The sequence below is a fragment of the Saccharopolyspora sp. NPDC045839 genome (genome assembly GCF_056431645.1).
Window position 1 is genome coordinate 41,136 of record NZ_JBWKKH010000027.1, and the last position, 26,636, is coordinate 67,771.

25 protein-coding genes are annotated in these 26,636 nt (G+C 71.4%); 16 read left to right on the top strand and 9 right to left on the bottom strand.

The genetic code is table 11. The annotated features are described in order from the left end of the window. Nucleotides 1-290: 290 nt before the first annotated feature. Entirely contained in the window at nucleotides 291-1,013 is a 723-nt protein-coding gene (locus AC07EQ_RS30675; RefSeq protein ID WP_478391345.1) for a class I SAM-dependent methyltransferase, read from the top strand. 8 nt (nucleotides 1,014-1,021) lie between these two features. Here the strand turns inward: AC07EQ_RS30675 and AC07EQ_RS30680 are convergent, their stop codons facing one another. Continuing rightward, nucleotides 1,022-1,807, bottom strand: coding sequence for a phosphotransferase (locus AC07EQ_RS30680; RefSeq protein WP_478391346.1), 786 nt, complete (start codon nucleotides 1,805-1,807; stop codon nucleotides 1,022-1,024). 116 nt (nucleotides 1,808-1,923) lie between these two features. On the opposite strand from AC07EQ_RS30680, the gene AC07EQ_RS30685 reads away from it, so the two are divergent. Then, nucleotides 1,924-3,465 (top strand): MFS transporter, encoded by a 1,542-nt coding sequence (locus tag AC07EQ_RS30685; protein WP_478391347.1) that lies wholly within the window; start codon nucleotides 1,924-1,926, stop codon nucleotides 3,463-3,465. A gap of 7 nt (nucleotides 3,466-3,472) precedes the next feature. Here the strand turns inward: AC07EQ_RS30685 and AC07EQ_RS30690 are convergent, their stop codons facing one another. Both AC07EQ_RS30690 and AC07EQ_RS30695 read right to left on the bottom strand, forming a co-directional pair. Then, nucleotides 3,473-4,228 (bottom strand): lipoate--protein ligase family protein, encoded by a 756-nt coding sequence (locus tag AC07EQ_RS30690; protein ID WP_478391348.1) that lies wholly within the window; start codon nucleotides 4,226-4,228, stop codon nucleotides 3,473-3,475. Nucleotides 4,229-4,263: 35 nt separating this feature from the next. Continuing rightward, nucleotides 4,264-5,376, bottom strand: coding sequence for an NAD(P)/FAD-dependent oxidoreductase (locus AC07EQ_RS30695; RefSeq protein WP_478391349.1), 1,113 nt, complete (start codon nucleotides 5,374-5,376; stop codon nucleotides 4,264-4,266). Nucleotides 5,377-5,761: 385 nt separating this feature from the next. Between AC07EQ_RS30695 and pqqC the strand changes: the two genes are divergently transcribed. From pqqC to AC07EQ_RS30715, 4 genes are read left to right on the top strand one after another with little or no spacing between them, the layout of a single operon-like run. Further along, a complete protein-coding gene (gene pqqC / locus AC07EQ_RS30700) occupies nucleotides 5,762-6,457 on the top strand; it encodes a pyrroloquinoline-quinone synthase PqqC (RefSeq protein ID WP_478391350.1) in 696 nt (231 codons plus the stop codon). Then, on the top strand, nucleotides 6,448-7,812 hold the full coding sequence (pqqE, locus tag AC07EQ_RS30705) for a pyrroloquinoline quinone biosynthesis protein PqqE (RefSeq protein ID WP_478391351.1): 1,365 nt from the start codon (nucleotides 6,448-6,450) through the stop codon (nucleotides 7,810-7,812). Before pqqC ends, pqqE begins: the two co-directional genes overlap by 10 nt. After that, nucleotides 7,812-8,681 (top strand): pyrroloquinoline quinone biosynthesis protein PqqB, encoded by an 870-nt coding sequence (gene pqqB, locus AC07EQ_RS30710; protein WP_478391352.1) that lies wholly within the window; start codon nucleotides 7,812-7,814, stop codon nucleotides 8,679-8,681. Before pqqE ends, pqqB begins: the two co-directional genes overlap by 1 nt. A gap of 46 nt (nucleotides 8,682-8,727) precedes the next feature. Then, nucleotides 8,728-10,317, top strand: coding sequence for a DNA polymerase domain-containing protein (locus tag AC07EQ_RS30715; protein ID WP_478391353.1), 1,590 nt, complete (start codon nucleotides 8,728-8,730; stop codon nucleotides 10,315-10,317). Here AC07EQ_RS30715 and AC07EQ_RS30720 read toward each other — a convergent pair. Further along, a complete protein-coding gene (locus AC07EQ_RS30720) occupies nucleotides 10,314-11,528 on the bottom strand; it encodes an MFS transporter (RefSeq protein ID WP_478391354.1) in 1,215 nt (404 codons plus the stop codon). The genes AC07EQ_RS30715 and AC07EQ_RS30720 overlap by 4 nt on opposite strands. 3 nt (nucleotides 11,529-11,531) lie before the next feature. On the opposite strand from AC07EQ_RS30720, the gene AC07EQ_RS30725 reads away from it, so the two are divergent. Continuing rightward, complete coding sequence (locus tag AC07EQ_RS30725) at nucleotides 11,532-12,275, top strand: AraC family transcriptional regulator (protein ID WP_478391355.1); 744 nt, start codon at nucleotides 11,532-11,534, stop codon at nucleotides 12,273-12,275. A gap of 1 nt (nucleotide 12,276) precedes the next feature. Here AC07EQ_RS30725 and AC07EQ_RS30730 read toward each other — a convergent pair whose 3' ends face one another. Continuing rightward, nucleotides 12,277-13,521: an FAD-dependent oxidoreductase gene (locus AC07EQ_RS30730; protein ID WP_478391356.1), complete on the bottom strand. Its 1,245-nt coding sequence runs from the start codon at nucleotides 13,519-13,521 to the stop codon at nucleotides 12,277-12,279. A 19-nt stretch (nucleotides 13,522-13,540) separates the two neighbouring features. Beyond that, nucleotides 13,541-14,788 carry an MFS transporter gene (locus AC07EQ_RS30735; protein WP_478391357.1) on the bottom strand — a complete coding sequence of 416 codons (1,248 nt, stop codon included), beginning with the start codon at nucleotides 14,786-14,788 and terminating at the stop codon, nucleotides 13,541-13,543. A gap of 213 nt (nucleotides 14,789-15,001) precedes the next feature. Here AC07EQ_RS30735 and AC07EQ_RS30740 point away from each other — a divergent pair, with 213 nt between their 5' ends. Further along, nucleotides 15,002-15,886 (top strand): LysR family transcriptional regulator, encoded by an 885-nt coding sequence (locus AC07EQ_RS30740; RefSeq protein WP_478391358.1) that lies wholly within the window; start codon nucleotides 15,002-15,004, stop codon nucleotides 15,884-15,886. Between the two features lie 42 nt (nucleotides 15,887-15,928). Next, on the top strand, nucleotides 15,929-17,113 hold the full coding sequence (locus tag AC07EQ_RS30745; protein WP_478391359.1) for an esterase-like activity of phytase family protein: 1,185 nt from the start codon (nucleotides 15,929-15,931) through the stop codon (nucleotides 17,111-17,113). 6 nt (nucleotides 17,114-17,119) lie between these two features. Here AC07EQ_RS30745 and AC07EQ_RS30750 read toward each other — a convergent pair whose 3' ends face one another. Further along, nucleotides 17,120-17,857, bottom strand: coding sequence for a dienelactone hydrolase family protein (locus AC07EQ_RS30750; protein ID WP_478391360.1), 738 nt, complete (start codon nucleotides 17,855-17,857; stop codon nucleotides 17,120-17,122). Between the two features lie 155 nt (nucleotides 17,858-18,012). Between AC07EQ_RS30750 and AC07EQ_RS30755 the strand changes: the two genes are divergently transcribed. The 4 genes from AC07EQ_RS30755 (at nucleotide 18,013) to AC07EQ_RS30770 (ending at nucleotide 21,246) form a co-directional block, all read left to right on the top strand. Next, on the top strand, nucleotides 18,013-18,165 hold the full coding sequence (locus tag AC07EQ_RS30755) for a hypothetical protein (protein WP_478391361.1): 153 nt from the start codon (nucleotides 18,013-18,015) through the stop codon (nucleotides 18,163-18,165). 234 nt (nucleotides 18,166-18,399) lie between these two features. Then, entirely contained in the window at nucleotides 18,400-19,245 is an 846-nt protein-coding gene (locus AC07EQ_RS30760) for a metallophosphoesterase family protein (protein ID WP_478391362.1), read from the top strand. Then, a complete protein-coding gene (locus AC07EQ_RS30765; RefSeq protein ID WP_478391363.1) occupies nucleotides 19,242-19,880 on the top strand; it encodes a 4'-phosphopantetheinyl transferase family protein in 639 nt (212 codons plus the stop codon). Before AC07EQ_RS30760 ends, AC07EQ_RS30765 begins: the two co-directional genes overlap by 4 nt. A 70-nt stretch (nucleotides 19,881-19,950) precedes the next feature. Further along, nucleotides 19,951-21,246 carry a flavin monoamine oxidase family protein gene (locus AC07EQ_RS30770; protein ID WP_478391364.1) on the top strand — a complete coding sequence of 432 codons (1,296 nt, stop codon included), beginning with the start codon at nucleotides 19,951-19,953 and terminating at the stop codon, nucleotides 21,244-21,246. 8 nt (nucleotides 21,247-21,254) lie between these two features. Here AC07EQ_RS30770 and AC07EQ_RS30775 read toward each other — a convergent pair whose 3' ends face one another. Continuing rightward, nucleotides 21,255-21,449 carry a hypothetical protein gene (locus AC07EQ_RS30775; protein WP_478391365.1) on the bottom strand — a complete coding sequence of 65 codons (195 nt, stop codon included), beginning with the start codon at nucleotides 21,447-21,449 and terminating at the stop codon, nucleotides 21,255-21,257. A gap of 241 nt (nucleotides 21,450-21,690) precedes the next feature. On the opposite strand from AC07EQ_RS30775, the gene AC07EQ_RS30780 reads away from it, so the two are divergent. Genes AC07EQ_RS30780 through AC07EQ_RS30790 form a run of 3 tightly spaced genes read left to right on the top strand, consistent with a single transcriptional unit; the run spans nucleotide 21,691 to nucleotide 25,222 of the window. After that, nucleotides 21,691-22,560: a HalD/BesD family halogenase gene (locus AC07EQ_RS30780; protein ID WP_478391366.1), complete on the top strand. Its 870-nt coding sequence runs from the start codon at nucleotides 21,691-21,693 to the stop codon at nucleotides 22,558-22,560. A 35-nt stretch (nucleotides 22,561-22,595) separates the two neighbouring features. Then, nucleotides 22,596-23,426 carry a class I SAM-dependent methyltransferase gene (locus AC07EQ_RS30785; protein WP_478391367.1) on the top strand — a complete coding sequence of 277 codons (831 nt, stop codon included), beginning with the start codon at nucleotides 22,596-22,598 and terminating at the stop codon, nucleotides 23,424-23,426. Further along, a complete protein-coding gene (locus AC07EQ_RS30790) occupies nucleotides 23,423-25,222 on the top strand; it encodes a choline/carnitine O-acyltransferase (RefSeq protein ID WP_478391368.1) in 1,800 nt (599 codons plus the stop codon). Before AC07EQ_RS30785 ends, AC07EQ_RS30790 begins: the two co-directional genes overlap by 4 nt. Here AC07EQ_RS30790 and AC07EQ_RS30795 read toward each other — a convergent pair. Next, the gene (locus AC07EQ_RS30795; protein ID WP_478391369.1) at nucleotides 25,219-26,526 is read right to left on the bottom strand and encodes an SLC13 family permease; all 1,308 of its coding nucleotides are present in this window, start codon (nucleotides 26,524-26,526) and stop codon (nucleotides 25,219-25,221) included. The genes AC07EQ_RS30790 and AC07EQ_RS30795 overlap by 4 nt on opposite strands. Nucleotides 26,527-26,636: the final 110 nt, after the last annotated feature.

Below are 26,636 nucleotides of genomic sequence, written 5' to 3' on the forward strand. Positions count from 1 at the left end.
ATGCGATTCAAGTGGGCGGTCGCACGCCGCCGTCGCCCGCTTGAATCGCAGATTTTGTCGGAGCACCGCATCCCTTGCTGACCAACCACGCCGCTACCGCCCGCCTCGTCCGATGCCTTCGGAAACAGCGTCACCCGTGGCACAATTGATCGGTTTGCCGGGAGTCGTCTCAGCTTCGGTGCTCACGATGCGAAAACTCCCGGACCGCGTCGCAACCGTCGACGGGAGGTCGCACCGGCGCGCGTGAGGAATGACCTGGTCCGCGAACGGCAGCTGCCGGAAGGATGCTCATGGAGTGGACGAATGATGCGGCGATCCGCAAATGGGCCGCGATGCCCGAAGCGGTATTGGACCGGATGGAGCCGGAGGGCGACTTCTGCCGCCGCTACTTGCTGAACGCGTCCTTGCTGCGGTTGCTGGGGCCGCTCGATGGCGTTCGGGTGCTCGACGCCGGGTGTGGTCACGGGTATCTCAGCCGGATGCTCGCCGATCGCGGCGCCGAGGTGGTCGGTGTCGAACCTGCCCAGGCGCTCTACGACTACGCCGTCAAGAAGGAGGCGGCGCAGCCGCGCGGCATCCGGTACGTGCAGGCCGACCTGTGCGATCTGCCGGATCTCGGCGGGCCTTTCGATGCAGTGGTTTCCAACATGGTGCTGGCCGCCATTCCCGACTGGTCGACCGCGATGCGGGCCTGCGTCGAATCGCTCGCGCCCGGCGGCGTTTTCGTCTTCTCCATCAACCACCCGTGCTTCGAGCAGTTGGCGCCGACCTGGCGGCAGCACGGCGAGTACCGCGTCCGGGAGTACTTGCGCGAGTACCCGATCGAGCCGACCCACGCACCCGACTTCCACCGCACGCTGTCGACCTACCTCAACGAGCTGACGAGACTCGGCTGCCGACTGCGCGAACTGGACGAGCCGGGGCTCGACCCGTCCGTCGCGTCACCCTCCGACGGCACCGAGGCGTACGTCGAGCTGCCGAACTTCCTCCTGGTCGCGGCGGAACGCCGCTGACGGCCCGGTCAGTCGAGAAGTCTGCGAACGACGCCGTCCAATCCTGACCGGACGGCGTCCGGCAGGGCGTCGTCCAGACCGTGGACGACTTCGTGCCAGGGGCCGAGCCGGTGCCACAGCAGAGCTCGGTCGTGGAGCCGCCCGGTCACCCCGTACTCCTCCGCAAGCGCGGCGGCGAACTCCGGCGGTGTTCCGTGCAGGGCCCACGCCAGGTCGATCGCGCCATCGCCGACGTGCGCGTCCGAGAAGTCGATGACACCGGACAGACCGGCTTCCACGGACAACACGTGTTCTGGGCCGAGGTCGCCGTGGACCACGGTGTCGGCGGGCAACGCTCCGAAGGCGTCCAGCAGCGCCCGTGCCGCGTCACGGCGTTCGACGGGGACCAGCGGCAGTACGTCGCCCCGGAACCTCTCCACGATTTCGGCGAGCTCGCGACCTGCCGGTTCTGGCCCCTGCAAACCATTCCGGACCGCCTCTGCCGGGTCTACGGCGTGCAGCGCTCGCAGAAAGGCCCCCAGCTGGCGGCCGTGCTCGGCGGTGAGCTCGGAAAGGGGTCCACCGACCACCAATTCATGCCGGACCACCAGCGGTTCCGTCGCCACGACATGCGGCTCGGGCACGTCGAGCGGCAGCTGCGGCGCGAGCCATGGCATCAACTCGGTTTCCATGCGCAGCCGATCGGCGACTTCCGGTCGCCGGGGTCTGCGCTCGATCCAACGTCCTTCGACCAACGTCGCCGCGCTGTCCCAGCCACCGTCGATGTTCACCGGTTCCGCCGCACCACTTTCCACCGTTTCAGTAGAGCACGGGCATCCACCGATTAAATCCGGTTGCGGCCGTCGTCAATACTCACGACGACAGCGGGACGGCATCGCGAGAGCGGTCGCCGGAGGAAAGGGTTTCGAGCGTGGATACGACACCGAAGGCAGGACGCCGTGAGTGGATCGGGCTTGCGGTGCTCGCCTTTCCGACCCTCCTGCTGTCGTTGGACATGAGCGTGCTGCACCTCGCGGTGCCGCACCTCGCCGCCGACCTGCAGCCCACCAGCACCGAGCTGCTGTGGATCATCGACAGCTACGGCTTCATGATCGCCGGCCTGCTGGTCACCATGGGTACCCTCGGCGACCGGATCGGGCGCCGGAAGCTGCTGATGATCGGCGGCGCCGGGTTCGGCATCGCGTCGATCGCCGCGGCCTTCGCGCCCAGCCCCGCGATGCTGATCGCGGCGCGGGTGCTGCTGGGCGTCGCCGGGGCCACCCTGATGCCCTCGACGTTGGCGCTGATCAGCAACATGTTCCAGGACACCCGGCAGCGCAGCACCGCCATCGCCGTCTGGATGAGCTGCTTCATGGGCGGCATGGTGATCGGGCCGGTCGTCGGCGGCGTGCTGTTGGAGAACTTCTGGTGGGGCTCGGTTTTCCTGATGGGCGTGCCGGTCATGATCCTGCTGCTGGTGACCGCCCCCGCGCTGCTGCCGGAATACCGCGATGAGAACGCGGGCAAGCTGGACCTCGTCAGCGTCGGATTGTCGCTGGGCACGATCCTGCCGATCGTCTACGCGCTCAAGGAACTCGCCAAGTACGGCCCGCAGGTGCCGAACATGATGGCGCTGGTCGCCGGGCTCGCTCTCGGCGTGGTCTTCGTGCGGCGGCAGCGGCGGATCGCCGATCCCATGCTGGACCTGCGGCTGTTCCGGGTGCGCACCTTCAGCGCCGCGCTGGGCATCGTGCTCGTCGGCGCGATCACCATGGGCGGCATCTTCATGCTGGTCAGCCAGTACCTCCAGCTGGTCGCCGGGTTGTCGGCGCTCGAGGCCGGTGTCCTGATGGTGCCGCAGGCCGGCGCCGTGGTGGTCGGATCGCTGATCGCGCCGCAGCTGGCCAAGCGGTTCCGGCCGGAGTTCGTGCTCGGGTTCGGCATGCTCGTCGCAGCCGCCGGGCTTCTGCTGTTCGTGCTGGTCGACGCCGGGAACGGAACTGCGCTGGTGACCATCGGCATCGCGTGCGCGAGCTTCGGCATGGGCCCGCAAGGCGTGCTCTGCACCGAGATGGTGGTGGGCTCGGTGCCGCCGCAGAAGGCGGGCGCGGCGTCGGCGATGTCGGAGACCAGCGGCGAGTTCGGCATCGCGATGGGCATCGCGGTGTTCGGCAGCCTCGCCACCGCCGTCTACCGCGGCGTGGTCGTGCTCCCGCCGGACCTGCCGCCCGGCATCGCGGCCGAAGCCTCGGACGGGATGGCCGGCGCGGTGACCGCGGCGGGACGGCTGGCCGATCCCAAAAGCGTCCTCGGACCGGCCCGGGATGCCTTCACCAGCGGTTTCCAGGTGGTTTCGATCGTCAGCGCAGCCGTGGTCGCGCTGTTCGCGATCATCGGCATGGCGCTACTGCGCAAGCGGTCCGGCGCACAGGCGGAACCGAAGGCCAGCGCGCCGGAAGCCGCTGCGGTGTGAGGCGAGCTCAGCGGTCCGCGACGCGGTGGTCGGCCACCAAATCGCGGGCCCTGCCGAGCAGATCGTCCGTCAAGTGCGCCAGGACGAGGCCGTACCGCTCGTCGTAGGCCGCGACGACATCGGCTTCGAACTCGTCCAGGGACGCGCCGGGCGACTCGGCGACCACCGAACCCACCGAGTCGTCGTCGAAGGGCAGCTCCAGGTGCCGGTAGACGTCGGTCAGCAGCGGCCGCAGCAGCTCGTCGTCGCCGAAGATCGCCACCGCGCTGAACAACCAAGCACCGCGCACCATCCGCTGCGCGGTGCCGACCAGCTTCACCCGGCCTCGCGCGTTCACGCTGTGCGCGCCCGGGCAGTACTCCCCCGGCACCGCACCGACCTGCGCGCCGACGCCGTGCTTGCGCAGCACGTCTGCCCACAGCTCGGCGTAACCCACGAACCGCTCGTCCATGCCCGCCAGGTAGCCGGGGTCGGGGCCGACGTGGTCGACCACCAGCGAGCGCTCGGTGTAGGCCACCGCGCGGCCGCCGGGGGCGCGCAGGACCGGCGTGAACCCGGCATCCCGGACGGCACGGACTGCGGCGGGGAAACCCGGCAGCAGGGTGTCCCGCCTGCCGAAGGCGACGACGCGGGTGTCCGGCCGGTACACCCGCACGGCCGGCCCCGCCTCGCCGCCGCTGACGCGGCGCAACATCGCATGCGCGACCGCTACCTCCAGTGCCTGGTCCGAACCGACTTCGAGCGCGCCGCGAAAGAGCTCCACGCGCCGATTCTACTGGCCGGAAATCACCGGTCCGGCTACAGCGAGGCCGGGATGACCGGATGCCGCTCGAAGAGGATCGTGCCGCGCACGATGGCTTCCTTGTACAGCGCGGCCTTCCGGCCGGTCAGCACCGCTTCGCGCGGGCTGTCGTCGGCGTGCACGAACTGCACCAGCGCGTCTCGCCTGCCGAGGCTGATGCACTGGTTGAGGTAGCGGAACCGGATCGGCCTCGGCGCCCGCCCGGCCAGCCGGTCGGCGATCGCCCTGGCGGCGTGCTGCGCCGAAGGCAGCCCGGTCGCGCACGCCATCCGCAGCTTCTGCCCGCTCCGCATGCGCACCGCCGCCGCGTCGCCGATCCCGGTCACCTCCGGGTGCGAAACCGACCGCAGCATCTCGTCCACGACCAGCCTGCCCTGCTCGTCGACGGCGAGACCGGCCTCGCGGGCGAGTTCCGGCACCGTGAAACCGGTCGCCCACACCACGGTGTCGGCGCCGATGTGCCCGCCGCCGGCCAGCACCAACCCGTCCGCGCGCACTTCGGACACCCTCGCGTGTTCGAGCACCTCGACGCCGAGCCGGTCGAAGGTGCGCCGCAGGTAGTCGCGTCCGCGCCGGGAGAGCCCGGCGCCGAGATCGCCCCCTTTGACGAACCGGACCTTCAGGCCGGGATGCGCCTCGGCCAGCTCGGCGGCGGCTTCGATGCCGGTCAGCCCGCCGCCGACCACCGCGACGACGGCGCTGTCGTCGATGCGTTCCCGCAGCCGGACGGCCTCGTCTGCGGTGGCCACGGTGTAGGCGTGCTCCGCGACGCCGGGCACCGAATCCATGTCCGCCGCACTGCCCAATGCGTAGATCAGCACGTCGTACCGCACGGCATGGGCCGAGTTCGCCAGCCGCACGGCCTTCTCCTCCGCGTCGATCGCGGTCACCCGGTCGACGACCAGGTGCACGCCGGTGCCCGCGATCAGGTCCGCCAGCGGCAGGTCCCGCAGGCGCTGCCCGGCGGCGAGCTGGTGCAACCGGACCCGCTCGACGAACCGGTCCTCGGCGTTGATCAACGTCACCGCGGCATCGGTCCACCGAGCCACGAGCTTCGCGGCGGCCAACCCGGTGTAACCAGCCCCGACAACCACAACCCGAATAGCCATGATCCCGTCCTCCCAAGATCTGCGCTGCGACGCGCGAAGAAGGAACGGAACACCGGACCGAAGTGTGACATCCTGTGACTCAGATCACTCGCACTGACAATAGCCGGATTGTGTCATTCCCCGGATTCGCCGATGCGCGGCGCAATTCCGGCGTTCGGGGTAATGGTTGCGGCGGTCGTGTTGTCCGGGTGCCGAAATCTTGATCTCGGTCGCGCGCCACTTGTACGGTTCGGGTTCGCTTGTTCTCCTTGCGAATTGGAGGTCTCGTGATGGCCGCTCCTTCCGAACCCGTCCCCGCTCCCGCGCCGCCGAACTGGACTCCGCCGCTGGTCGAGCAGTACGAGACCCGTCCCGAGGTCACCGCTTACGCGCACGACGGCAATCGGTGACGCAGCCGCTGGCCGAATCCGAATTCCGGGAATCGCTGCAGCGGCTGGCGAATCGCTACTGGGCGCACCACCCCTTTCACCTGCGGCTGCACGATGGCCGCTGCAGCGCCGCGGAAGTCCGGCTCTGGGTGGCCAACAGGTGGTACTACCAGCGGCATTTGCCGCAGAAGAATGCCGCCATCGTGGCGAACTGCCCGCTGTCCGAGGTGCGGCGGATCTGGGTCGAGCGGATCGCCTTCCAGGACGGGGCCGGCGACGCCGACGGCGGCCTGCACGACTGGCTGGTGCTCGGCGAGGCCGTCGGCCTGCAGCGGGACGAGGTGGTCGACGAGCGACACGTGCTGCCCGGTGTTAGGTTCGCCGTCGACGCGTACCTGGACTTCTGCCGCCGGAAACCGTGGAGCGAGGGCGTGGCCGCGGCGCTGACGGAGATGTTCTCGCCCGGGCACATGGCCGACCGGATGGCGGCCTGGAAGCGCCACTACGACTGGATCGAACCCAGCGGCCTGGCCTACTTCGAGCGCCGCATCCCGGCCGCCCGCGCAGACAGCTCCGTCACGCTCGGGGTCGTGCTGAAGCACTGCGTGACGCGCGAGCAGCAGGACGCCGCGGTGCGAGCCCTGGCGTTCAAATGCGATGTGCTCTGGGCGATGTTGGACGCCATCGACTACAAAGGACAGTCATGGGCGTGACCGTCGACAGCCGCCCCGGGTTGCGGCGCGGGGTCCGGTTCGTCCGCGACCGGGTCCGCGGCAAGCACGCCTTGCTGTACCCGGAAGGCGTGCTGCTGCTCAACGACACGGCGGCCGACATCGTGCGCCGGTGCGACGCCAGGCGCACGGTCACCGACATCGTCGGCGAGCTCGCCGACGCGTACCAGGGCGCCACCGCCGAATCCGTGCTCGAACTGCTCTCGGACCTGGACCGGCGCCGCGTGCTGGGCGCGGAGCCGGTCGGCATCGCGGAGTCCGGGCAGCAGCCGGGAGCGGCGCGGGCCGGTTTGCCCCTGGGGCTGCTGGCCGAGCTGACCTACCGGTGCCCGCTGCAGTGCACGTACTGCTCGAACCCCCTGAACCTGGCCGACTACCGGGACGAGCTGGACACCGAGACCTGGTTGCGCGTCATCGAGCAGGCCCGGTCCATCGGCGTCCTGCAACTGCACCTCTCCGGCGGCGAGCCGGCGTTGCGCCGCGACCTGGTCGACTTCGTCGCGGCCGCCCGCGAGCACGGCATGTACACGAACCTGGTCACCAGCGGGTTTTCCCTGCCGCTGCGGCGGTTGCAGGAGCTCGCCGCCGCGGGCCTCGATCACGTCCAGCTGTCGGTGCAGGACTCGGCCGCGAGGTCCGCAGATGCCATCGCCGGGCGCCGGGCGCACGACCGCAAGCTGGACGTCGCGCGCGGCATCGTGGCGGCCGGGCTGCCGATGACCGTCAACGCCGTGCTGCACCGCGGCAACATCGGGCGGCTGCTCGACATCGTCGAACTCGCGGTGGGCTTCGGCGCCGGACGCGTGGAGCTGGCCAACACCCAGTTCTACGGCTGGGCCTTGCGCAACCGCGCCGCGCTGATGCCCAGCCGTGAACAGGTGCAGCGGGCCGACGCGGACGCGGCGGTGGCCCGCGAGCGCTACGGCGACCGGCTGGAGATCGTGTACGTGGCCGCGGACTACTTCAGCCCTCGCCCCAAGCCGTGCAACTACGGCTGGGGCAACCGCCAGCTCGCGGTGGCGCCCAACGGCGACGTGCTCCCCTGCCCCTCCGCCGCCCAGCTGCCCGAGCTGGACACACCGTCGGTGCGCGATTCGGCGCTGGATTCGATCTGGTTCGATTCGGCGGCGTTCAACCGCTTCCGCGGCACCGGGTGGATGCCGGATCCCTGCCGCAGCTGCGCGCTGAAGGACGTCGACTTCGGCGGCTGCCGCTGCCAGGCCTACCAGCTGGTGGGCGACGCGGCCGCGACCGATCCGGCCTGCTCGCTGTCCGAGCACCACGACCTGGTCCGCGCCGAGTTCGAGCCCCGGCCCGCCGTCCCGAGGCGGATGTGATGCGGGTCCGCATCCTCGGCACCGCCGCGGGCGGCGGCCTTCCACAGTGGAACTGCGGGTGCCGGAGCTGCCGCCGGGCAGCGGAACTGGGCGTGGCGCGCAGCCAGGACTGCCTGGCGATCAGCGGCGACGGAACCTCCTGGTACCTGGTGAACGCCTCGCCCGACCTGCGCACCCAGCTGCTGGCCAGCCCCGAACTCCGGCCCGCGCCGGGCACCCGGCGCACGCCCCTCGAAGGCGTCCTGCTCACCAGCGCCGAGCTGGACCACATCCTCGGCCTGCTCACCCTGCGCGAAGCCGCCCGGCTGCCGATCTACGCCACCGCGACCGTCCACCAGGCTCTGCGGCAGGCCTTTCCGATCACGGACGTCATCGGCAACTACACCGAGGTGCGGCAGGAGACCATCACCGACCGCCGGCTGCTGGCCGGCGATCTCGCGGTCGAGGCCGTCGGCGTCAGCGACAAACGCCCCCGCTACGCCCGCGAGCTGCCGGGAACCGGCTGGGCCGTCGCCTACCGGTTCACCGGCTCCGGCCGCAGCCTGGTGTACGCGCCATGCCTGCCCACCTGGAACGACGCGTTCGAGCGGATCATCGACGGCGCCGACGTCGTGCTGCTCGACGGCACCTTCCACACCGAGGACGAGCTGACGCACGCGTCCGGCAGCGATCGCCCCGCGCGCAGCATGGGGCACCTGCCGATCCGGGCCGCCCTGCCGGAGATCGCCCGCCACCCGGCGACGCGCTTCTTGTTCACCCACCTCAACAACACCAACCCGCTGGCCCACCCCGACGCGCCAGAGCTCGCCGACGTGCACGGGGCCGGCGCGGAGATCGCCGCCGATGGCCAGGTCCTGGTGCTGGACTGACCGTCCCCGATTTTTGCTCGCGCCCGATATCGGGTATGTGGGAGACGTGACCGACGAGCGGCTGGCGAAGTACCGGGAGATGCGCGACTTCACCCGCACCGCCGAACCGAGCGGCGACGGCGAGGTGCGCGCGACCGGTGACCGGTTCGTCGTGCAGCGGCACCGGGCCCGCCGCCGGCACTACGACCTGCGGCTGGAGCTGGACGGCGTGCTCGTGAGCTGGGCCGTGCCCAAGGGGCCGACGCTGGACCCGGCGGCGCGGCGGATGGCGGTGCAGGTCGAGGACCACCCGCTGGAGTACGCCGATTTCGAGGGCACCATTCCGGCCGGCGAGTACGGCGGTGGCGACGTCATCGTCTGGGATCGGGGCACCTGGGATTCCGTGGACGAGGATCCCGCCGCCGCGATCGAGGCCGGGACGCTGCACTTCGACCTGCACGGCGAGAAGCTCGCGGGCCGGTTCGTGCTGGTGCGGCGCGGTGAGAAGCAGTGGCTGCTGCTGCACAAGAAGGACGAGCACGCCGAACCCGGCTGGGACCCGGAGGACCACCCGCGGTCGGTGAAGAGCGGGCGCACCAACGAGGAGGTCGCCGTCGCACCGGAGGCGATGTGGCGCAGCGACCTCCCGCCATCGGAGGCCGAAATTCCCTTGGGCACCAACAAATCCCGCGCGGCGGCGGAGCGGTGGGAACCGCCCACCGCGGGCGAGCTGGCGGCGCTCGCCGAGCTCGGCGCCAAGGGCCGCTGGCGGCTGGCCGGGCGGGATCTCGCGCTGACCAACCTCGACAAGGTGCTGTTCCCGGGCCGCGACGACGAGGCTCCCGTGACCAAGCGCGACCTGATCCGCTACCACGCGCTGATCGGCCCGGTGATGCTGCCGTACCTCGCCGACCGTCCGCTGAACTCGCACCGCTTCCCCAACGGCGTGGACCAGCCCGGCTTCTGGCACAAGGAAGTCCCGAGTCACGCGCCCGGCTGGCTCCGCCGCTGGCGCTACGAGGACGCCGAGCCGGGCGACACGCAGCGGTACCTCGTGCCGGACAGCGTTCCCGCGCTCGCCTGGCTGGCCAATTACGCGGCGCTGGAGCTGCACGCGTGGACCTCGCGCGCCGCCGACGTCCACCACCCGACCTGGGCGCTGTTCGACATCGACCCGGGCAGCCGGACGACCTTCGACGAGGTGCTCGTCCTCGCCCGCCTGCACCGGACCGCGATGGAGCACCTCGGCGTCGAGGCCCGCCCGAAGGTGACCGGGCAGCGCGGCATCCAGATCTGGGTGCCGGTCGAGCCGCGCTACACCTACGCGGAGACCCGGGCCTGGGTGGAGAAGGTGTCCAAGGCCGTCGGCGGCATCGTCCCCGAGCTGGTCAGCTGGGCGTGGACGAAGCAGGACCGCCGCGGCCTGGCGCGGCTGGACTACACCCAGAACGTCATCAACAAGACGCTCGTCGCCCCCTACAGCGCCCGCCCGCGGCCGGGCGCGCCGGTGTCCGTGCCGCTGGAGTGGGACGAGCTCGACGACCCGGACCTGGCCCCGGACCGGTGGACGATCCGCACCGTTCTGGACCGGATCGCGGCGGTCGGCGACCCGTTCTCCGCGCTCCTCGGCGTCGAACAGCGGCTGCCGCCGGTCTAGCGGGCGGCCGCGACCTCCAGGGCGGCCGGCTCGTGCAGGGTTCGCCCGAGCAGCCACGCGATGACCGGGAACACCAGCAGCGTCGTCAGCGCCGTTTGCAGCGACGTCGCCTCGGCGATCGCGCCGAGCACCGGCGTGGCGATGCCTCCGACGCTCACCGCCAGGCCGAGCGTCACGCCGCTGGCGGTGCCGACCCGGTTCGGCAGGTAGTCCTGGCCCAGCGTGACGTGCAGCGAGAACGGGATGTACAACAAGATCGCGGCGAGCGCCACGAAGACGTACACGGAGACACCGGGCGCGTAGACCACACCGGCGACCGCGGGAACGGACGCCGCGTACGACAGCCGCAGGGCGCGGATGCGGCCCCACACCGTGGCCAGCTTGCCACCGAGCACGGTGCCCGCCGCTCCGCCGGCGAACAGCACGAACAACGCCGCCGCGCCGGCGGTCTCGCCGCCGCCCACGCGTTGCTGCACCCACAGCGCGACGAACGCGCTCAGTCCGATGTAGACGATAGACCGGGCGATGACGATTCCCGTCAGGCGGATGAAGACCGGCCAGTCGTCGCGGCCGCGATCGGCCTTGGCGCCGCCGGTCGCCGCGGACCCGGCGATCAGCGAGCGGAGCACGGCGGTGGTCACCAGCCCGCCCAGCAGGGCCGGGATGATCAGCCACGGCGAGGCCGGCAGGCCGCCCGCGGCGAGGATCGGGGTCACCACGATCGGCGCGAGCGCGAAACCGATGTTGCCACCGAGGGAGAACCAGCTCATCGCCAGGTGGTTGCCGCCGGAGGCGGCGCGCGCGAGCCGGGCCGCCTCCGGGTGGTAGGCCGCCACGCCCAGCCCGGACAGCGCGACCGCCAGCCACGTGAGGACGTAGGAGTCGCCGACCCCGCACAGCGCCACGCCCAGCCCCGCGGTCACCATGCTCACCGGGATCAGCCACGGCATCCGCACCCGGTCGGTGAGCGCCCCGAACACCGGCTGGACGACGGACGACAGCAACGTCGCCGCCAGCACGATGCCGGACACCGCGACGTAGCCGTACTGCCGCTCCAGCACCAGGAACGGGACGACGGCAGGCACCGCCCCCTGGTAGATGTCCACGCCTGCGTGCCCGACGGCCAGCAGACCAACAGATCGAGTTCTTCCTTGCGTCACGGTGCGATCGTCCGGCAGGCGGCGGTTGTCCCGCTTCCGATAAACTGCCATGTTGTGTCGAGAATCCGCCATACCCCGCGGGCGCCCACGGCCCTGCGGTTCCTGCCGCCCGGCTCCGAGGTGGATGCGCACCGGCACGACGACCACCAGATCGTCTACGCCGGGCGCGGCGTCCTGTCGGTGACGACGGACGCGGGCAGCTGGATCGCCCCTGGCACCCGCGCGGTGTGGGTGCCGGCGGGGACGGTGCACGAACACCGCGCCTACGGCGAAACCGACCTCCACACCGTCGGCCTGCCCACCACCGACAACCCGCTGGGGCTGACCTCGCCCGCGGTGCTGGCCGTCGGTCCGCTGCTGCGCGAGCTGATCCTGGCCTACACCAGGGAGAACGACTACGACGCCGCCGAGCGGGACCGCATGCGCTCGGTGCTGCTCGATCAGCTGCGCCGGGCTCCGCAGCAGCCGGTGCGCCTGCCGACCGCGCGCGACCCGAGACTCGCCGCGGTGTGCGCGATCCTCGCCGGGAATCCGGCCGATCAGCGCACGCTCGCCGCGCTGGGCGCGCAGGTCGGGGCCAGCGAGCGCACGCTCAGCCGCCTGTTCCGGGCCGAGATGCGGATGACCTTCCCGCAGTGGCGGACGCAGTTGCGGCTCCACCAGGGGCTGCGGCTGCTGGCCGAAGGCGAAGCCGTCACCACGGTGGCGCACCGGACGGGCTGGGCGTCCACGAGCGCCTTCATCGAGGTGTTCCGCCGCACCTTCGGCCACACGCCGGGCGATCGGCGCAACCGCTGAGTCATTCGGGCAGCCGGGCGCCCTGGCGGTTGAGTTCGGCCCGCACCGCCTCGGTGCCGGCGTCGCCGCCGGCGGCGGTGAAGGCGGCCGCGACACCGGCCGCGTGCCCGGTGGCGAACGCCGTGCCCATGGCGCGCAGCGACGCGCCCGCACCGCGGTCGCCGTCGACGGTGCGCCCGGCGGCGAAGAGGTTCGGCGTGTCCCTGCTGTGCAGGACGTCCAGCGGAATCCCGTAGAAACCCGGGTCGCCGATGAACTTCCACTCCGACGGGATGCCCGGGCCCGGGTGGTACTCGATCGGCCAGGCGCCGATCGCGACCGCGTCGTCGACCGGGCCGGGCTGGAGCACCTCCTTCTCCGTGAACCGGTACCGGCCGACGAGGTGCCGGGACTCGCGGGTGCCCATCTCCGGGCCGGTGCTGACGATGTACGCCCCGCCGCAGCCGGGCAACGAGCGGACCACCCGCAGGTACGCCTGCGCCTGCCGCCGGGCGCCGATCTCGGCGCGGGTGGTGTCCGCCGCGCTGCGCGCGTCGTAGCCCTCGTCGGCCAGGTAGGTGATGAGGTCGCCGGAGATCGGCATCCGCGCGATGAGCCCGCTTTCCGCGGTCAGATCGGGCGCGCCGGCCTTCTTCGCCGCGCGCACCGCCGCGCCGATGGCCTCCCTGGTGACCTCGGCGCCCGCGGGGATGCCGCCGAAGCGCACCCCGAGCGTGCCGTTCTGCACCCAGCCGTCGTTTCCGTAGCGGACCTCCGCCCCGGCGTGGTGGGCCAGGTCGGCCTCGCCGGTGGCGTCCACGAAGGCCTTCGCGGTGAACTCGTGGATCCCCGAGTGGTCGGCGACGCGCACCGCGGTGACCTGGTCGCCTTCGCGGTCGGCGCCCAGCACGTGGGTGTGCAGCAGGACGTCGACCCCGGCCTGCGCGCACAGCTCGTCGGAGACGCGCTTGACGCTCTCGGGGTCGAAAACCGCCGCCACCGCGGTGAACCTGGTCGGCTCGCTGATCGCGCCCATCTCGCGCAGCGCGGTGATCATCTCGTCGGCGACGCCGAAGACCGCCTGCTGCTTGTCGTCGCGCGTGTAGAGGCCGCAGTAGGTCACCACGTTGCGGAGGGTCGCCGCGCCGCCGAGGCACGGCCCGCGCTCGATCAGCAGGGTCCGGGCACCGGCGCGGCTGGCCCCGATCGCGGCCGCCACCCCGCCGGATCCGCCGCCGGCCACGATCACGTCGTAGTGCTGGGTCACGTTCGCTCCACTTTCCTCGTCAAGCAACAGCTTTGGCGGTGTCGCCGGTCTTGTCGTCGGCCGGCGGGGCGGCGCCGTGCTCCCGCACTCCGAGCATCAGCACCATGCCGAGCAGCGGCCCGGCGGCGAGCGTGACGAAGGCCAGAAAGAACGAGCCGGTCGCCTGGAAGACGACGCCGAGCACCACCGGCACGATCGTGCTGCCGAGCTGCCAGAACGCGTTGGTTGCGCCGGCCGCCGAACCGGCCAGCCGCACCCCGGAGAGGTTCGGGATGAGCGCGACCATCAGCGGGCTGTAGACGTAGGCGGCGATGCCGAGGAACGGCGCGATCCACATGAACGCGGTCAGGTTGGTCGCCGTGCCGAACAGCAGGAGGGTGACCACGAAGGCGCCGAGGACGATGATGGTCAGGACCTTGCGCTTGCCGCCGAACACGTCGCTGATCACACCGATGAGCGGCTTGGCCACCACCGCCGCGATGCCGAAGATCGCGACGACCGCGCCGGCCTGCACCGGGGAGACGTGACTGCCCTTGATCATCAGGGCGTTGGACCAGGTGATGAAGCCGTAGGTGCCCCAGAGCCCGCCGAACCCGGCCAGCCCGAGCAGGAAGAGATCCCGGTTGCGCAGCAGCGAACCCAGCTTCGGCACCTCCCGCGCCGAGGATTCGGCGCTCTCGGATCCGTTGCGCAGCAAGAAGAAGCACAGCACCGCGACGACCATCGAGGCCGCGCCGAACACGTGGTACGAGGTCTGCCAGCCGGAGGACTCGATGAGGCTCGGCACGATCGCGTTCGCGATCACCGTGCCCAGCGAGGTGGCGGTCATGAAGATGCCCATCGCCAGCCCGCGGTCCTTGGCCGGGAACCACTGCGAGATCAGCTTCACGCCGGCCGAGTAGTCGCACCCGGCGAACACGCCGATGCAGGCCTGGAACGCGATGCCCATCGCCACCGAGGTGGTCTCGCCGAACAGGATCATGAACCCGCCGGCCACGAACAGGGTGGAGGCGATGACCATCCGCCCGCCGAGCCAGTCGGTGAGGACGCCGCCGCCCGCGTTGGAGATGACGTAGCCGACGTAGTAACCGGTGGCGAAGACGCCGAGCCCGGCCAGCGAGACCCCCAGGTGCTCGCCGACCGCGACAGACGCAGGTCCCCACGTGGAACGGTCCACCGCGGTCATGGTGAACGCCGCCCAGGACAACAGGAGCACGACCCACCGGTACGGGTGGCGCACTCCGCTGGCGGTCGGGATGGGACTCATCGTTGAGCGCTCGCTTTCTGCGATCCGGTTGCGACGTCCTGCTCATGAGGCAGAGGTTCGACGCGCCGAGGCTGGTGCGCCGCCCTGCCACCGACGAGGATTCCAGATAGGACGTGCGACTTCGGGAAGTACACCTTCTTGACAGCGTGACGTCCAATACCACCTAATCAGATAGGCCATGCTTCGCAGGCATGACTACTGCGTGGAGGTGAAATGGAACTGCGCCATCTGCGGTACTTCGTCGCCGTCGCGAGCGAGCGCTCGATGTCCCGCGCCGCGGAACGTCTGCACCTGACGCAACCATCGCTGAGCAGGCAACTTCGCCAGCTCGAACGGGATGTGGGCGTCACGTTGTTCGAGCGCACGCCGACCGGCACGACCCTGACCCCGGCGGGCATAGCCCTGCACCAGCACGCGCTGCTCCTGCTGCGCCTGGCCGACGCGAGCCGCGACGCGGCACATTCGGCGAGCGAGCACACCCGCGAGGTTGTCGACATCGGCATCCCGCCGGGGCTGGCCGCCGACTGGGTCCTGGAGACGCTGGCGGCGCTGCGCGCCGAGATCCCGCACGCCTCGGTGACGCTGACCGAGGCGAGCAGCACCGACCAGCTGCGCATGGTCCGGGAGGGGCGGCTCGACCTGGGCCTGGTGCACGAGCGGCCGCTGGCGCTGCGCGGCACCCGGCTCTTCGATCAGGCCTTCGGGATCGCGGTGCGGGCCGGGCACCGGCTGGCGGGGCGCAGCACCTGCCGCGTCCGGGATCTCGACAACCTGCGGCTCCTGGCGCACGGCCGCGAGCAGGTTCCGGTCGCGCACGACCGGCTGATCGTCGCGGCGCACGACGCGGGCGCCGTTCCGCTGTGGCGGTTCGCGCAGTTCTCCGAGCACGCGCTGGCCTGCGCCGAGGCGACCGAGGCCGAGGCGGTGCTGCTCACCGAGCACTCCGCCCTGCGGCTGCTGCCCGGCTGGCCGTGGGTGCCGCTGGTCGACCCGCCGCTGGAGCTGACCACCTGGGTGGTGTGGCAGGCGAGCACCCGGCCGGTCGTCGAGCAGGTGGCGGAGTTGATCTCGCGCCGCGCGGTTCGCCCGGTGGAGTGATCGAGCTGGCGCTGCCGATGGGCGCCCGGTTGGCTGCTGATCATGCGAACCCGAACCCCAGCGGCGGTGCTCGCCGCTGCCGCCGCGCTGTGCCTCGTCCCCGCCGCATTCCCCGCCGCAGCAGCGGAATCCGACTCGGCCCGGTTGCTGGGCACCTACGTGGTGCCGCACGACCTGCGGGTGGACGGCACGCCGGTCGGCGGCCTGTCCTCCGTGGACTACGACCGCCGCAGCGGGGACTTCGTCTTCGTCAGCGATGACTGGTCGGACTACGCCCCCGCCCGCTACTACCGCGCCACCGTCTCGGTGACCGAGGACGGCGTCGGCGACGTGACGTTCACCGGCGCCCGGATCTTCCGCCGCCCGGGCGGCACGACCTACCCGACGATCGACACCTGGCGCGAGGAGCAGCACCGGACGCCGCGCGCCCTGCGGAACGTCATGGGCACCGTGGACCCGGAGGAACTGCGGGTCGACCCGCTCTCCGGCGACGTCGTCTGGACCAACGAGGGGCAGCGCAACGTCCCGGCCGACGGCTCGGCCCGCGGCACGGTGCTGCTCGACCCGGCACTGCGGATCTCGCACCGCGACGGCTGGTACGTGCGGGACCTGCCGACCGCGCCGAACGAGAAGATGACGATGGGCGGCACGGGCCCGCGCGTCAACGAGACCTTCGAGGGCCTGGCCTACACCGCCGACGGCATGCGGATCGTCTCCGCGCTGGAAGGCCCGCTGGAGCAGGACGGGCCGCCGGCCAACGCCGACCACGGCGCCTTCAGCCGGATCACGGTGCACGACCGGGCGGGCCGCCCGATCGCCCAGCACGCCTACCCGGTGGAGCCGCTGTTCGCGCAGCCGCAGCCGCCGAACGACTGGAACACCAACGGGATCTCGTCGCTGCTCGCCGACGAGCAGCCGGGCCGCTTCCTCGCGCTGGAGCGCGGCTACGCCGCCGGCGTCGGCACCAAGGGCCGCATCTTCGAGTTCAGCACCGACGGCGCCGACGACGTGATCGACCGGCACTCGCTGGCCGACGGCGGATTCCGTCCCGTGCAGAAGAAGCTGCTGGTCGACCTCGACGAGATCGGGCTGCCCTACACCGACAACGTGGAGGGCATCAGCTGGGGTCCGCGCCTGCCCACCGGCGAGCGGGTGCTGCTGGTGGTCAGCGACAACAACTTCTCGACCCGGCAGCAGACCCAGCTGATCGCCATCGCCGTCCCCTGACCTGGTTCACGACTTCAGGTGCTCGGCGAAGAAGTCCTCGATCCGCCGCCAGGCGTCGGCGGCGGATTCGGGGTTCGGGCCGGCGCCGGAGATCCGCAGGAGCGGACGCATGATCCTCGGTGCGTTCTCCGCGTCGTTGAGGAACGAGTGGCCCGCCTCCGGGTATTCCTTGACGTCGTGCGGGATTCCGGCCCGTTCGAGGGCGGCGTCGAGCTTCGCCGCGGCGCCCTTCAGCATCCCGTCGCGGCCGCCGTAGCTGCCGACGACCGGGCAGGCCTCGGCGAGCGCGCGGTCGATGTCCTTGGGCAGCTGGCCGTAGTTCGCCGAGGCCGCGTCGTAGATGCCGCGGCCCGCGGCGACCAGTGCGAAGGAGCCGCCCATGCAGAAGCCGATGAGGCCGACCTTGCCGGTGCAGTCCGGCCGGTCGGCCAGCTCGGTGCGGGCCGCCTCCAGGTCGGCGTAGGCGCGGCCGCGGCCGGACAGCGCCGCGCGCATGGTCGGGACCAGGCAGCGCAGGGTTCCGCCGTCGGTGAACAGGTCCGGCAGCAGCGCCAGGTAGCCGGCCTCGGCCATCCGCTCGGTCTGCCGCAGCATGACGTCGTCGACGCCGAACGCCTCGTGGACGACCACCACGCCGGGCCACGGGCCGGGCCCGGCCGGCTTCGCGAGGTGACCGGTCAGCTTCGGGGAACCGCCGAGGGCGGTGCTGCGCGGGGTCAGGTCGATTGCCGTGGGTGCGGGCACGGAATCCTCCGGGAATCTGCGGTGCGCTGGCTGATCGACACGACGATACGGCGGATCCGGCCTGCGGGTGACGCGCGTCGCACTCCGATCTCCGGCGTCCGGGCACATCCGGTTGGCATGCTGATGTTGTCCCGAGATCCCGACCGGAGGGAAGCATGAGCACCGAACCCGACCGTCCCAGCAACGAGGCCGAGACGGGGAGGCCCAGCCACGCCGCGCCGGAAGGCGCCGGGGTGCACCCGCTGATCGACCTGTCCCGCGATCCGCACCCGGGCGTGCCCGACCACGCCAAGCCGGACGAGGACTGACCAACACCACGAGGGGGGCATGCGATCGCGGCTGGTCCCGCGGTCGCCGCCCTGGTCTCACCGCCGCCGGGCGGCCCGCGACCAGGCGTCGAGCAGCCGGCGCGCCGAGCCGCCGATCGGCCCGACCGCATCGGCCAGCACCGCCGGCGCGATCTTGGGATCGGAACCGATCACGGACGTCCATCGTGGACAGTTGCGGCCGGCGACCGGCCGCGGACCGGTAGGATCCGGATCATGCACAGCACTGGTCGGCTGCTCGCCGTGAGCGATTTGCACGTGGCGTTCCAGGACAACCGGGCCATCGTGGCGGAACTCCGGCCGGAATCCCCGGACGACTGGCTGATCGTGGCCGGTGACGTCGGCGAGTTCGCCGCCGACATCGAGTGGGCGCTGCGGCTGCTCGGCGAGCGATTCGCCACCGTGATCTGGGTGCCGGGCAACCACGACCTGTGGACCCACCCGAAGGACCCGCTGCAGCTGCGCGGTGAGCAGCGGTACCGGCACCTCGTCGAGCTGTGCCGCGGCCTGGGTGTGCTGACCCCGGAAGACCCGTACCCGGTGTGGACCGGCGACGGCGGTCCGGCGCGGATCGTGCCGATGTTCCTGCTCTACGACTACTCGTTCCGGCCGCCCGGGGCGACGAACAAGGCCGAGGGGCTCGAACAGGCCCACGCCAAGGGCGTCGTGTGCAGCGACGAGTACCTGCTGCACCCGGACCCGCACCCGAGCCTGGACGCCTGGTGCCGGGCGAGGGTCGCGGAGACCGAGCGTCGGCTGGCCGAGCTGGACGACGGGCTGCCCACCGTCCTGGTCAACCACTACCCGCTGGTGCGGGAGCCGACGGACGTGCTGCACTACCCCGAGTTCGCGCAGTGGTGCGGCACCGAGCTCACCGCGGACTGGCACCGCCGCCACCGCGCCTCGTGCGTCGTCTACGGGCACCTGCACATCCCGCGGATCACCCGGCACGACGACGTGCCGTTCCACGAGGTCTCCATCGGCTACCCCCGGGAATGGCGCCGCCACGGCCACCCGCACGGCCTGCTCCGGCAGGTGCTCCCGGCGGGGGCCCCGTCTTGATCGGCGAGATCCTCCCGGGCGAGGCCCGGTTCGCCGAGGCCTTCGACGATCGCGTCGAGGTCGAGCTGTTCCCCGAGGAAGAGGCCGTCATCAGCCGCGCGGTCGCCAAGCGCCGCACCGAGTTCGCCACGGTCCGGCACTGCGCGCGCGAGGCGCTCGCCGCGCTGGGGCATCCGCCGAGCCCGATCCTCCCGGGCGAGCGCGGCGCGCCGGGCTGGCCCGGCGGTGTGGTCGGCAGCATGACCCACTGCGCCGGATACCGGGCGGCCGTGGTCGCGCGTGCCGCGGACCTCGTCTCGGTCGGCGTCGACGCGGAGCCCGACGCGCCGTTGCCGGACGGCGTTCTCGAAGCCATCGCCCGCCCGGAGGAGCTGGACCACCTGCGGGGCTTGCCGCCGGGGCCGAACTGGGACAGATTGCTGTTCAGCGCCAAGGAATCCGTCTACAAGACGTGGTTCCCGCTGACCCGGGCCTGGCTGGACTTCGCGGAGGCGTCCATCGAGCTGCACCCGGACGACGGCTCCTTCCACGCCCGGCTGCTCGCCGAAAGCCCGGGCCCGCCGCTGCGGGAGTTCCACGGGCGCTGGCTGGCCGCCGGCGGCCTGGTCGTCACCGCGATCGCCCACGCCGGGTGAGCGGCGGAAACCGGTAATCAACTCGTTCGGTGGATCGAGGCGCCACGTCGCCGGAACCAGAATGCGCAGCATGGAGTCCTACGACGTGGTCATCGTCGGTGCCGGGTTCGCCGGGCTGACCGCCGCTCGCGAGCTGTCGCGGCGCGGCCGCTCGGTGGCGGTGTTCGAAGCACGCGACCGCATCGGCGGTCGCACCTGGACCGATGAGCGGCTCGGCCGGCGCCTGGAGATGGGCGGCACCTGGGTGCACTGGCTGCAGCCGCACACGTGGAGCGAGATCACCCGCTACGGCCAGGCCGTCGAGCAGAGCCCGAGCTCGGAGGAGGTGTACTGGATCGCCGACGGGGCGGTGCACCGGGGCAGTCCCGCGGAGTTCGACGCGCTGATCGAGCGCGGCATGGACCGGCTCGCCGCGGACAGCCGCACCTGGTTCCCGCTCCCCTACGAGCCGCTGCTGCGCGAGGACCTGGACCGCATCGACCACCGGTCGGTCGCCGACTACTTCGGCGGGCTCGACCTCCCGCCCGCCGAGCGCGAGGTGAACACCGGCGTCTGGGCGGAGCACTTCAACGGCCCCGCAGCGGTTTCCGGGCTCAGCCAGGCCATGCGGTGGTGCGCGGCGGCGTCGGGCGACTGGCGGCTGCTGCACGAGGCGACCTCGGGGTACCGGCTCGTCGAGGGCACCGCCTCGCTGGCGGCGGCGATGGCGGCCGACAGCGATGCCGACGTCCGGCTCGGCTCGGTCGTCACGGCCATCGCCCAGGACGACGGCGGCGCGACGATCACCACGGCCGACGGCACCCGCCTCGCGGCCCGGCAGGTGATCTGCACGCTGCCGCTGAACGTGCTGGCCACCATCGACTTCCGGCCAGCGCTCCCGGCGGCCAAGCTGGCGGCGAGCGCCGAGCGCACCGCGTCGCAGGGGCTGAAGACCTGGATCCGGGTGCGCGGCGACGTCCCGCCGTTCACCGGCTACGCGCCGGACGACCACGACCTCACCTTCGTCCGCCCGGAGTACGCGGTCGACGGCGACACCGTCCTCGTCGCCTTCGGCACCCGCGCCCACGACCTCGACCCCACCGACAAGGCGGGCGTCGCCCGCGCGCTCGCCGCGTGGCGGCCGGACCTGGAGGTCGTCGACGTCGCCGGGCACAACTGGATGACCGACGAGTTCTCCCGGGAAACCTGGCCCATGCAGCGCCCGGGCCAGCTCACGAAGTACCTGGCCGCCCTGCAACGGCCGCACGGCGCGGTCCACTTCGCGGGCTCCGACCTCGCCACCGGCTGGGCGGGCTTCATCGACGGCGCGGTGGAATCCGGCCTCCGGGCCGCCCGGGAGGTCGCCACCGCGCTGCGGGGTTCCTGAGCCACCGGTCAGCTCCGCGGCTGCGGGATGTGCGCGCGCTGGCGGCCCTGCGGGCCGTTCTCGACGAAGTCGGCGGCGAAGCGCATGCCCTCCTGGTACGCCTCGACCCGCGCGCGGCCGATCTCGGCCTCGATCTGCTCGGGATGCAGTTCGTCGGCCAGTGAACGCACCTCGGCGAGCCGCCGGCTGGTCTCGTCGTCCATACCAGTACGCCCTTCCTCGTCGGGTCCTCCTGATCCTCTCGGCTTCCGGCGAGTTCTGCACGATCGAGTGGCGGCCGGCGCCCGGATCGGCCGCGCACTATGGCCACCGTCACTGTCCCGGCGGCGAACTCGGCAGTAACCGCGATGATCATCCGTCGTTGATCACGGTAGTGCAGGCGCGATCAACGTCGATCGCGGACGAATCCGGCGTTGGCGAGCTTTGCACGTGGAGAGGAACTTCATGAGCGCAGCGGAAGTCGAGCTTGTGGAGCAGGTGGTGGACACGGCGCGCTACCCGCTGTCGGACCCGGCGAGCGCCGCCTGGCGGGAAGCCGTCCACCGGGCCCGGCACGACCTGCGGGAAGACGGCTGCAGCGTGCTGCCCGATTTCATCCGCCCGTCGCGGCAGGAGGAGCTGCGGCGGGAAGGCGCGAAGATCGCGCCGCTGGCGCACTACGACGTCGAGGTCGTCAACGCCTACAACATCGACACGAACACCGAGCTGCCCGCGGACCATCCGGCCCGAACCACGATGACGCGCGGCAACGCGTTCGTGGCCCGCGACCAGATCCCGCCGCACTCGATCATCCACCGGCTCTACACCAGCTCGCTGTTCAAGCGCTTCATCGCCGAGTGCGTCGAGCTGCCAGCCGTCCACGAGCTGGCCGATCCGCTGGCCGGGCTCTGCGTCAACGTGGTGCGGCCCGGCATGGACCACCCGTGGCACTTCGACACCAACGAGTTCGCGGTCAGCATGCTCACCCAGGAGCCGGAGGCCGGCGGGATCTTCGAGTACTGCGCGAACATCCGGTCCGGCCACTCGGAGAACTTCGCCGACGTCCGGGCGGTGCTGGCCGGTGACGGCGAGCGGCTGATCCGGCGGCTGGCGCTGCGCCCCGGCGATCTCCAGCTGTTCAAGGGCCGCTTCTCGCTGCACCGCGTCACCACCGTGCAGGGCCGCGAGCAGCGCCATTCCGCCATCTTCGCCTACAGCGAGCGGCCCGGCGTGATCGGCAGCGTCGCCCGGACCAAGCAGATCTTCGGCCGGGCCCTGCCGGAACACCTGGCCGCCGAGGGCCGCGCGGTGCGGGGCGATCGGCTGCTGGACTGACGAGTCGACCGGTCGAACCAGGAGGAGCACCGTCCGTGCAGTTCGATGCCACCGGCAAGGTTTCGCTCGAGCAGATCTACACCCGACCCGATCCGCGCGCCTACTTCACCACCCTGCGCGAACTCGACTACTGCATCCCGCAGCTGGCCAAGCCCTACTTCCTGAAGCTGATCCAGGAATACCGCGAGGCGACCGGCATCGAGGTGCCGACCGTCCTGGACCTCGGCTGCTCCTACGGCGTCAACGCCGCCCTGCTGCGGTGCGACGCGACCATCGACGAGCTCTACGAGCACTACGGCGACGCCGATGCCCGCGACGCCGACCGGGACCGGCTGCTGGCCCGCGACCGGGCCTGGGTCCGCTCGCGCGGTCAGCTCGCCCGCACCCGGTTCGTCGGCCTGGACAGCTCGGAACCGGCGCTTTCGTACGCGCTCGCGGCCGGGTTCATCGACCACGCGGTGCACGCCGACCTGGAGAACCACGACCCCACCGCCGCACAACGCGAGCTGCTGGCCGAGGTGGACCTGGTCATCTCGACGGGGTGCATCGGATACGTCGGCGAACGCACCCTCGGCCGGATCGCCGAGGCGGGAAGGCGGCCGTGGATGGCGCATTTCGTCCTGCGCATGTTCCCCTTCGACCCGATCGCGCGCCGACTGGCAGACTCGGGTTACGAAACCGTGCCGATGCCCGGCGTTTTCAAGCAGCGCCGGTTCATCTCCGAGCAGGAGCAGTCGTTGGTCCTGGAAACGCTCTCGACCGCCGGGGTCGAGCCGCGGGGCATGGAGGCCGACGGCTGGTTCTACGCCGAGCTCCACCTCTCCCAGCCGCGAGAACACCGAGCGATCCAGCGAAGTCGAGGATGACATTGAACAGCAGTGAGACGTGGTCGACCAGCACCTTCGGCAACGAGGACCGGCTGCCCCGGGTGCCGCTGCCGACCCTGGCGGAAAGCTGCGAGCGGTTCGTCGAGTGGTGCGCGCCGCTGCTCGGCGCGGACGAGCTGGCCGTCACCGAGGCGGCGGTGCGGGCGTTCCAGAGCCCCGGCAGCCCGGCCCATGCCCTGCAGGCGGCGCTCGAACGCTACGACGCCGAGGAGGGCGTGCACAGCTGGCTCGACACCTTCTGGCCGTACCGGTACCTGGGGCGCCGCGACCGGATCGCGCTGAACGCCAACTTCTTCTTCCTGTTCCGGGAATCGGCGCAGGAGCAGGTCGGGCGGGCGGCCGGCCTCATCGCCGCGGCGGTCGACTACAAGCAGCTGCTCGACGCGGAGGCGATCCCGCCGGTCGTCCAACGTGGACAGCCGCATTCGATGGCGCAGCAGAAGTTCCTGTTCTCCACCACCCGGATCCCCGGCGCGGTGCAGGACTCGGTGCGCGCGCCGTACTCCGCGGAATGGCCCGGGCCCTCCGATGCCCGCCACATCGCGGTGTTCTACCGCGGCAACCTGTTCCGCATGCAGGTGCTGAGCCCGGAGGGCCGGCCGCACACGCCGGAGGATCTCGCGGCGGGCCTGCAGGCGATCATGAAGGCCGGCGCGACGCGAGCCGCGACGGACACCTCCGTCGGGCACCTCACCACCAAGGCGCGAGCGGAGTGGGCCGCCAGCCGACAAGCGCTGCTGGCCGCCGATCCGGGCAATGCCGCTGCGCTGGATGAGATCGAGACCGCGCTGTTCTGCCTGTGCCTCGAGGACTTCACGCCCGAGAACACGCTGGACGCCTGCGACCACCTGCTGCACGGCGACAGCGGCAGCCGGTGGTTCGACAAGGCCGTGTCGCTGATCGTCTTCGCCGACGGCACCGCCGGCATCAACGTGGAGCACTGCGGCCTGGACGGCACCACGATCCTCAACTTCGTCGACACGTTGCTCCAGCACGAACCGGAAGCGGGGCGGGCGGCGCAGGGCCTTCCCGCCGTGGATCCGATCGAGTTCGTGCTCGACGCCGACCTGCGCGCCGACGTCCGCGCCGCGGCCGGCGCGTTCGCGGAGTACGCGGACAACACCGCGACCACCACGCTGTCGTTCGAGGACTTCGGGGCGAACCAGGCCAAGCAGCTGGGCATGTCGCCCGACGCGTTCGTGCAGATGGCGTACCAGCTGGCCCACAAGCGTTCCAAGGGCCTGACCGGCGCCACCTACGAGTCCATCGCCACCCGCCAGTTCCAGAACGGGCGCACCGAGGCCATGCGCGTCGTCACGCCCGAGGTCCTGCGGTTCGTCGCGGCGATGGACGATCCCGGCGCGGACGCGGAGACGCGCCGGGCGGCGTTCCGCGCCGCCGCGGAGAAGCACGTGGCGCGGGCGAAGGAGTGCCAGGCGGGGCAGGCGCCCGAGCAGCACCTGTGGGAGCTGCAGCTCATCCAGCGGCGGCGGGGCGCGGAACTGGGCGCGACCGAGCCGCTGGACCTGTACGAGACGCCGGGCTGGCTGAAGATGCGCGACGACTACCTGAGCACGAGCTCGGCGCCGTCGACGAACATCCAGTACTTCGGTTTCGGTTCGACCAGCAGCCAGTGCATCGGCGTCGCGTACGTGCTGCTCCCGGATCGCTTCAACCTCTACCTGAGCACGCCGGAGCCGGTGGCCGACGAGATGCACTCCTTCGCCGAGCACCTGACCCGGGCGGTCCGCGAGCTCCAGGAACTCCTCGCCTAGGAGAGCATTCCGGGCAGGACCAGGAAGGCGCAGGTGACGACCGGACCGACCAGGACCATCGAGAATCCCCAGCGGAAGAAGAACTTCCGCATCGCCGCGCGGATCCGCTCCGGGCCCGAGGCCACCACGGTGGCGCCGATGGTGGACATCGGATTGATGTCCACCAGGGACGACGACAGCGCCAGCGCGCAGATCACCCCGGCCGCCGGCACTCCGCCGGCGGCCACCAGCGGCAGCGCGAGCGGGATGATGATCGCCAGCAGCGCGGTCGTGGAGCCGAACGCCGAGATCAGCCCGCCGCACAGGCAGAGGATGAACGCCGCCAGCAGCGGGCTGGGGATCGCCGCGCCGACCTCGGCGACGAGCTGGACGGCACCCATGCCGTCCAGCACGCCGACGTAGGTGGCGATGCCGCCGACGAGCAGGATCGTGGACCAGTCGATCTCCTTGACCGCCTGCGCCGTCTCCTTGGTGAAGCACAGCGACAGGACGACGCCCAGCCCCAGCGCGACCACGCCGACGTTCACCTCGAGGCCGACGGCCGTCAGGACGACCACGAGCACGACCAGCAGCGCCAGCATCACGATCGTCAGGCGCTGGAACACCGAGAGCCGCATCGCGGTGCCGGTCCTGGTCAGCAGCGCCGTTTCCCCCGCGCCACCACCGGAATCCGGCGCGGCGTCGGGCTCTTCATCGGGCGCCGCCTCGGCCACGAGCGCGCGCCGGAACAGGACGGATCCGGCGGCGAAGAGCACCACGTTGATCCCGATCGCCGCGCCGAACAGCAGCAGCGGATTCACCTCGATCCCACTGCGCCCGGCGATGCTCGTCGTGATGAGGCCGAACAGGCTGATCGGCGCGAACGACCCGGCCGAGCCGCCGGTGGCCATCGCCAGGCCCATCACCACCGGACTCAGCCCGTTGCGGCCGGCGAACGACAGCCCGATCGGGATGAGCACGACCGCCGCCAGCGGCGACCCGAAGCTGGCCACCGCCAGGGAGAGCGCGAAGAACAGCGCGGGCAGCAGCGCGACCCGGTTGCCGGTCGCGCGGACCAGCCTGTCGATCATCCAGTCGAGGGCGCCGTTGCTGCGCGCGATGCCGAACAGATAGGTGACGCCGAGCAGCAGGAGCATGATGTCGACGGGGAAGCCGCTGAGCACGTCGTCCAGCGACGCGCCGCCCAGGGTCGTGCCGACGCCGAGCGCCGCGGCCAGGGCGAGGACTCCCATGTGGACCGGTCGCACGGTCGCGACCAGGAACGCCACCGCCAACACGAGCAAAGCCAGCACCTGCGACGCCATTTCGCTCCCCGTCGAGCCCGGACCGCATCGTGGTCCACCTGACTGCATTGTGGTCCACGGCACCGTAGGGTCGTGCTCCCGGACACGTCAAGGTGCGATGCCGGAATTCG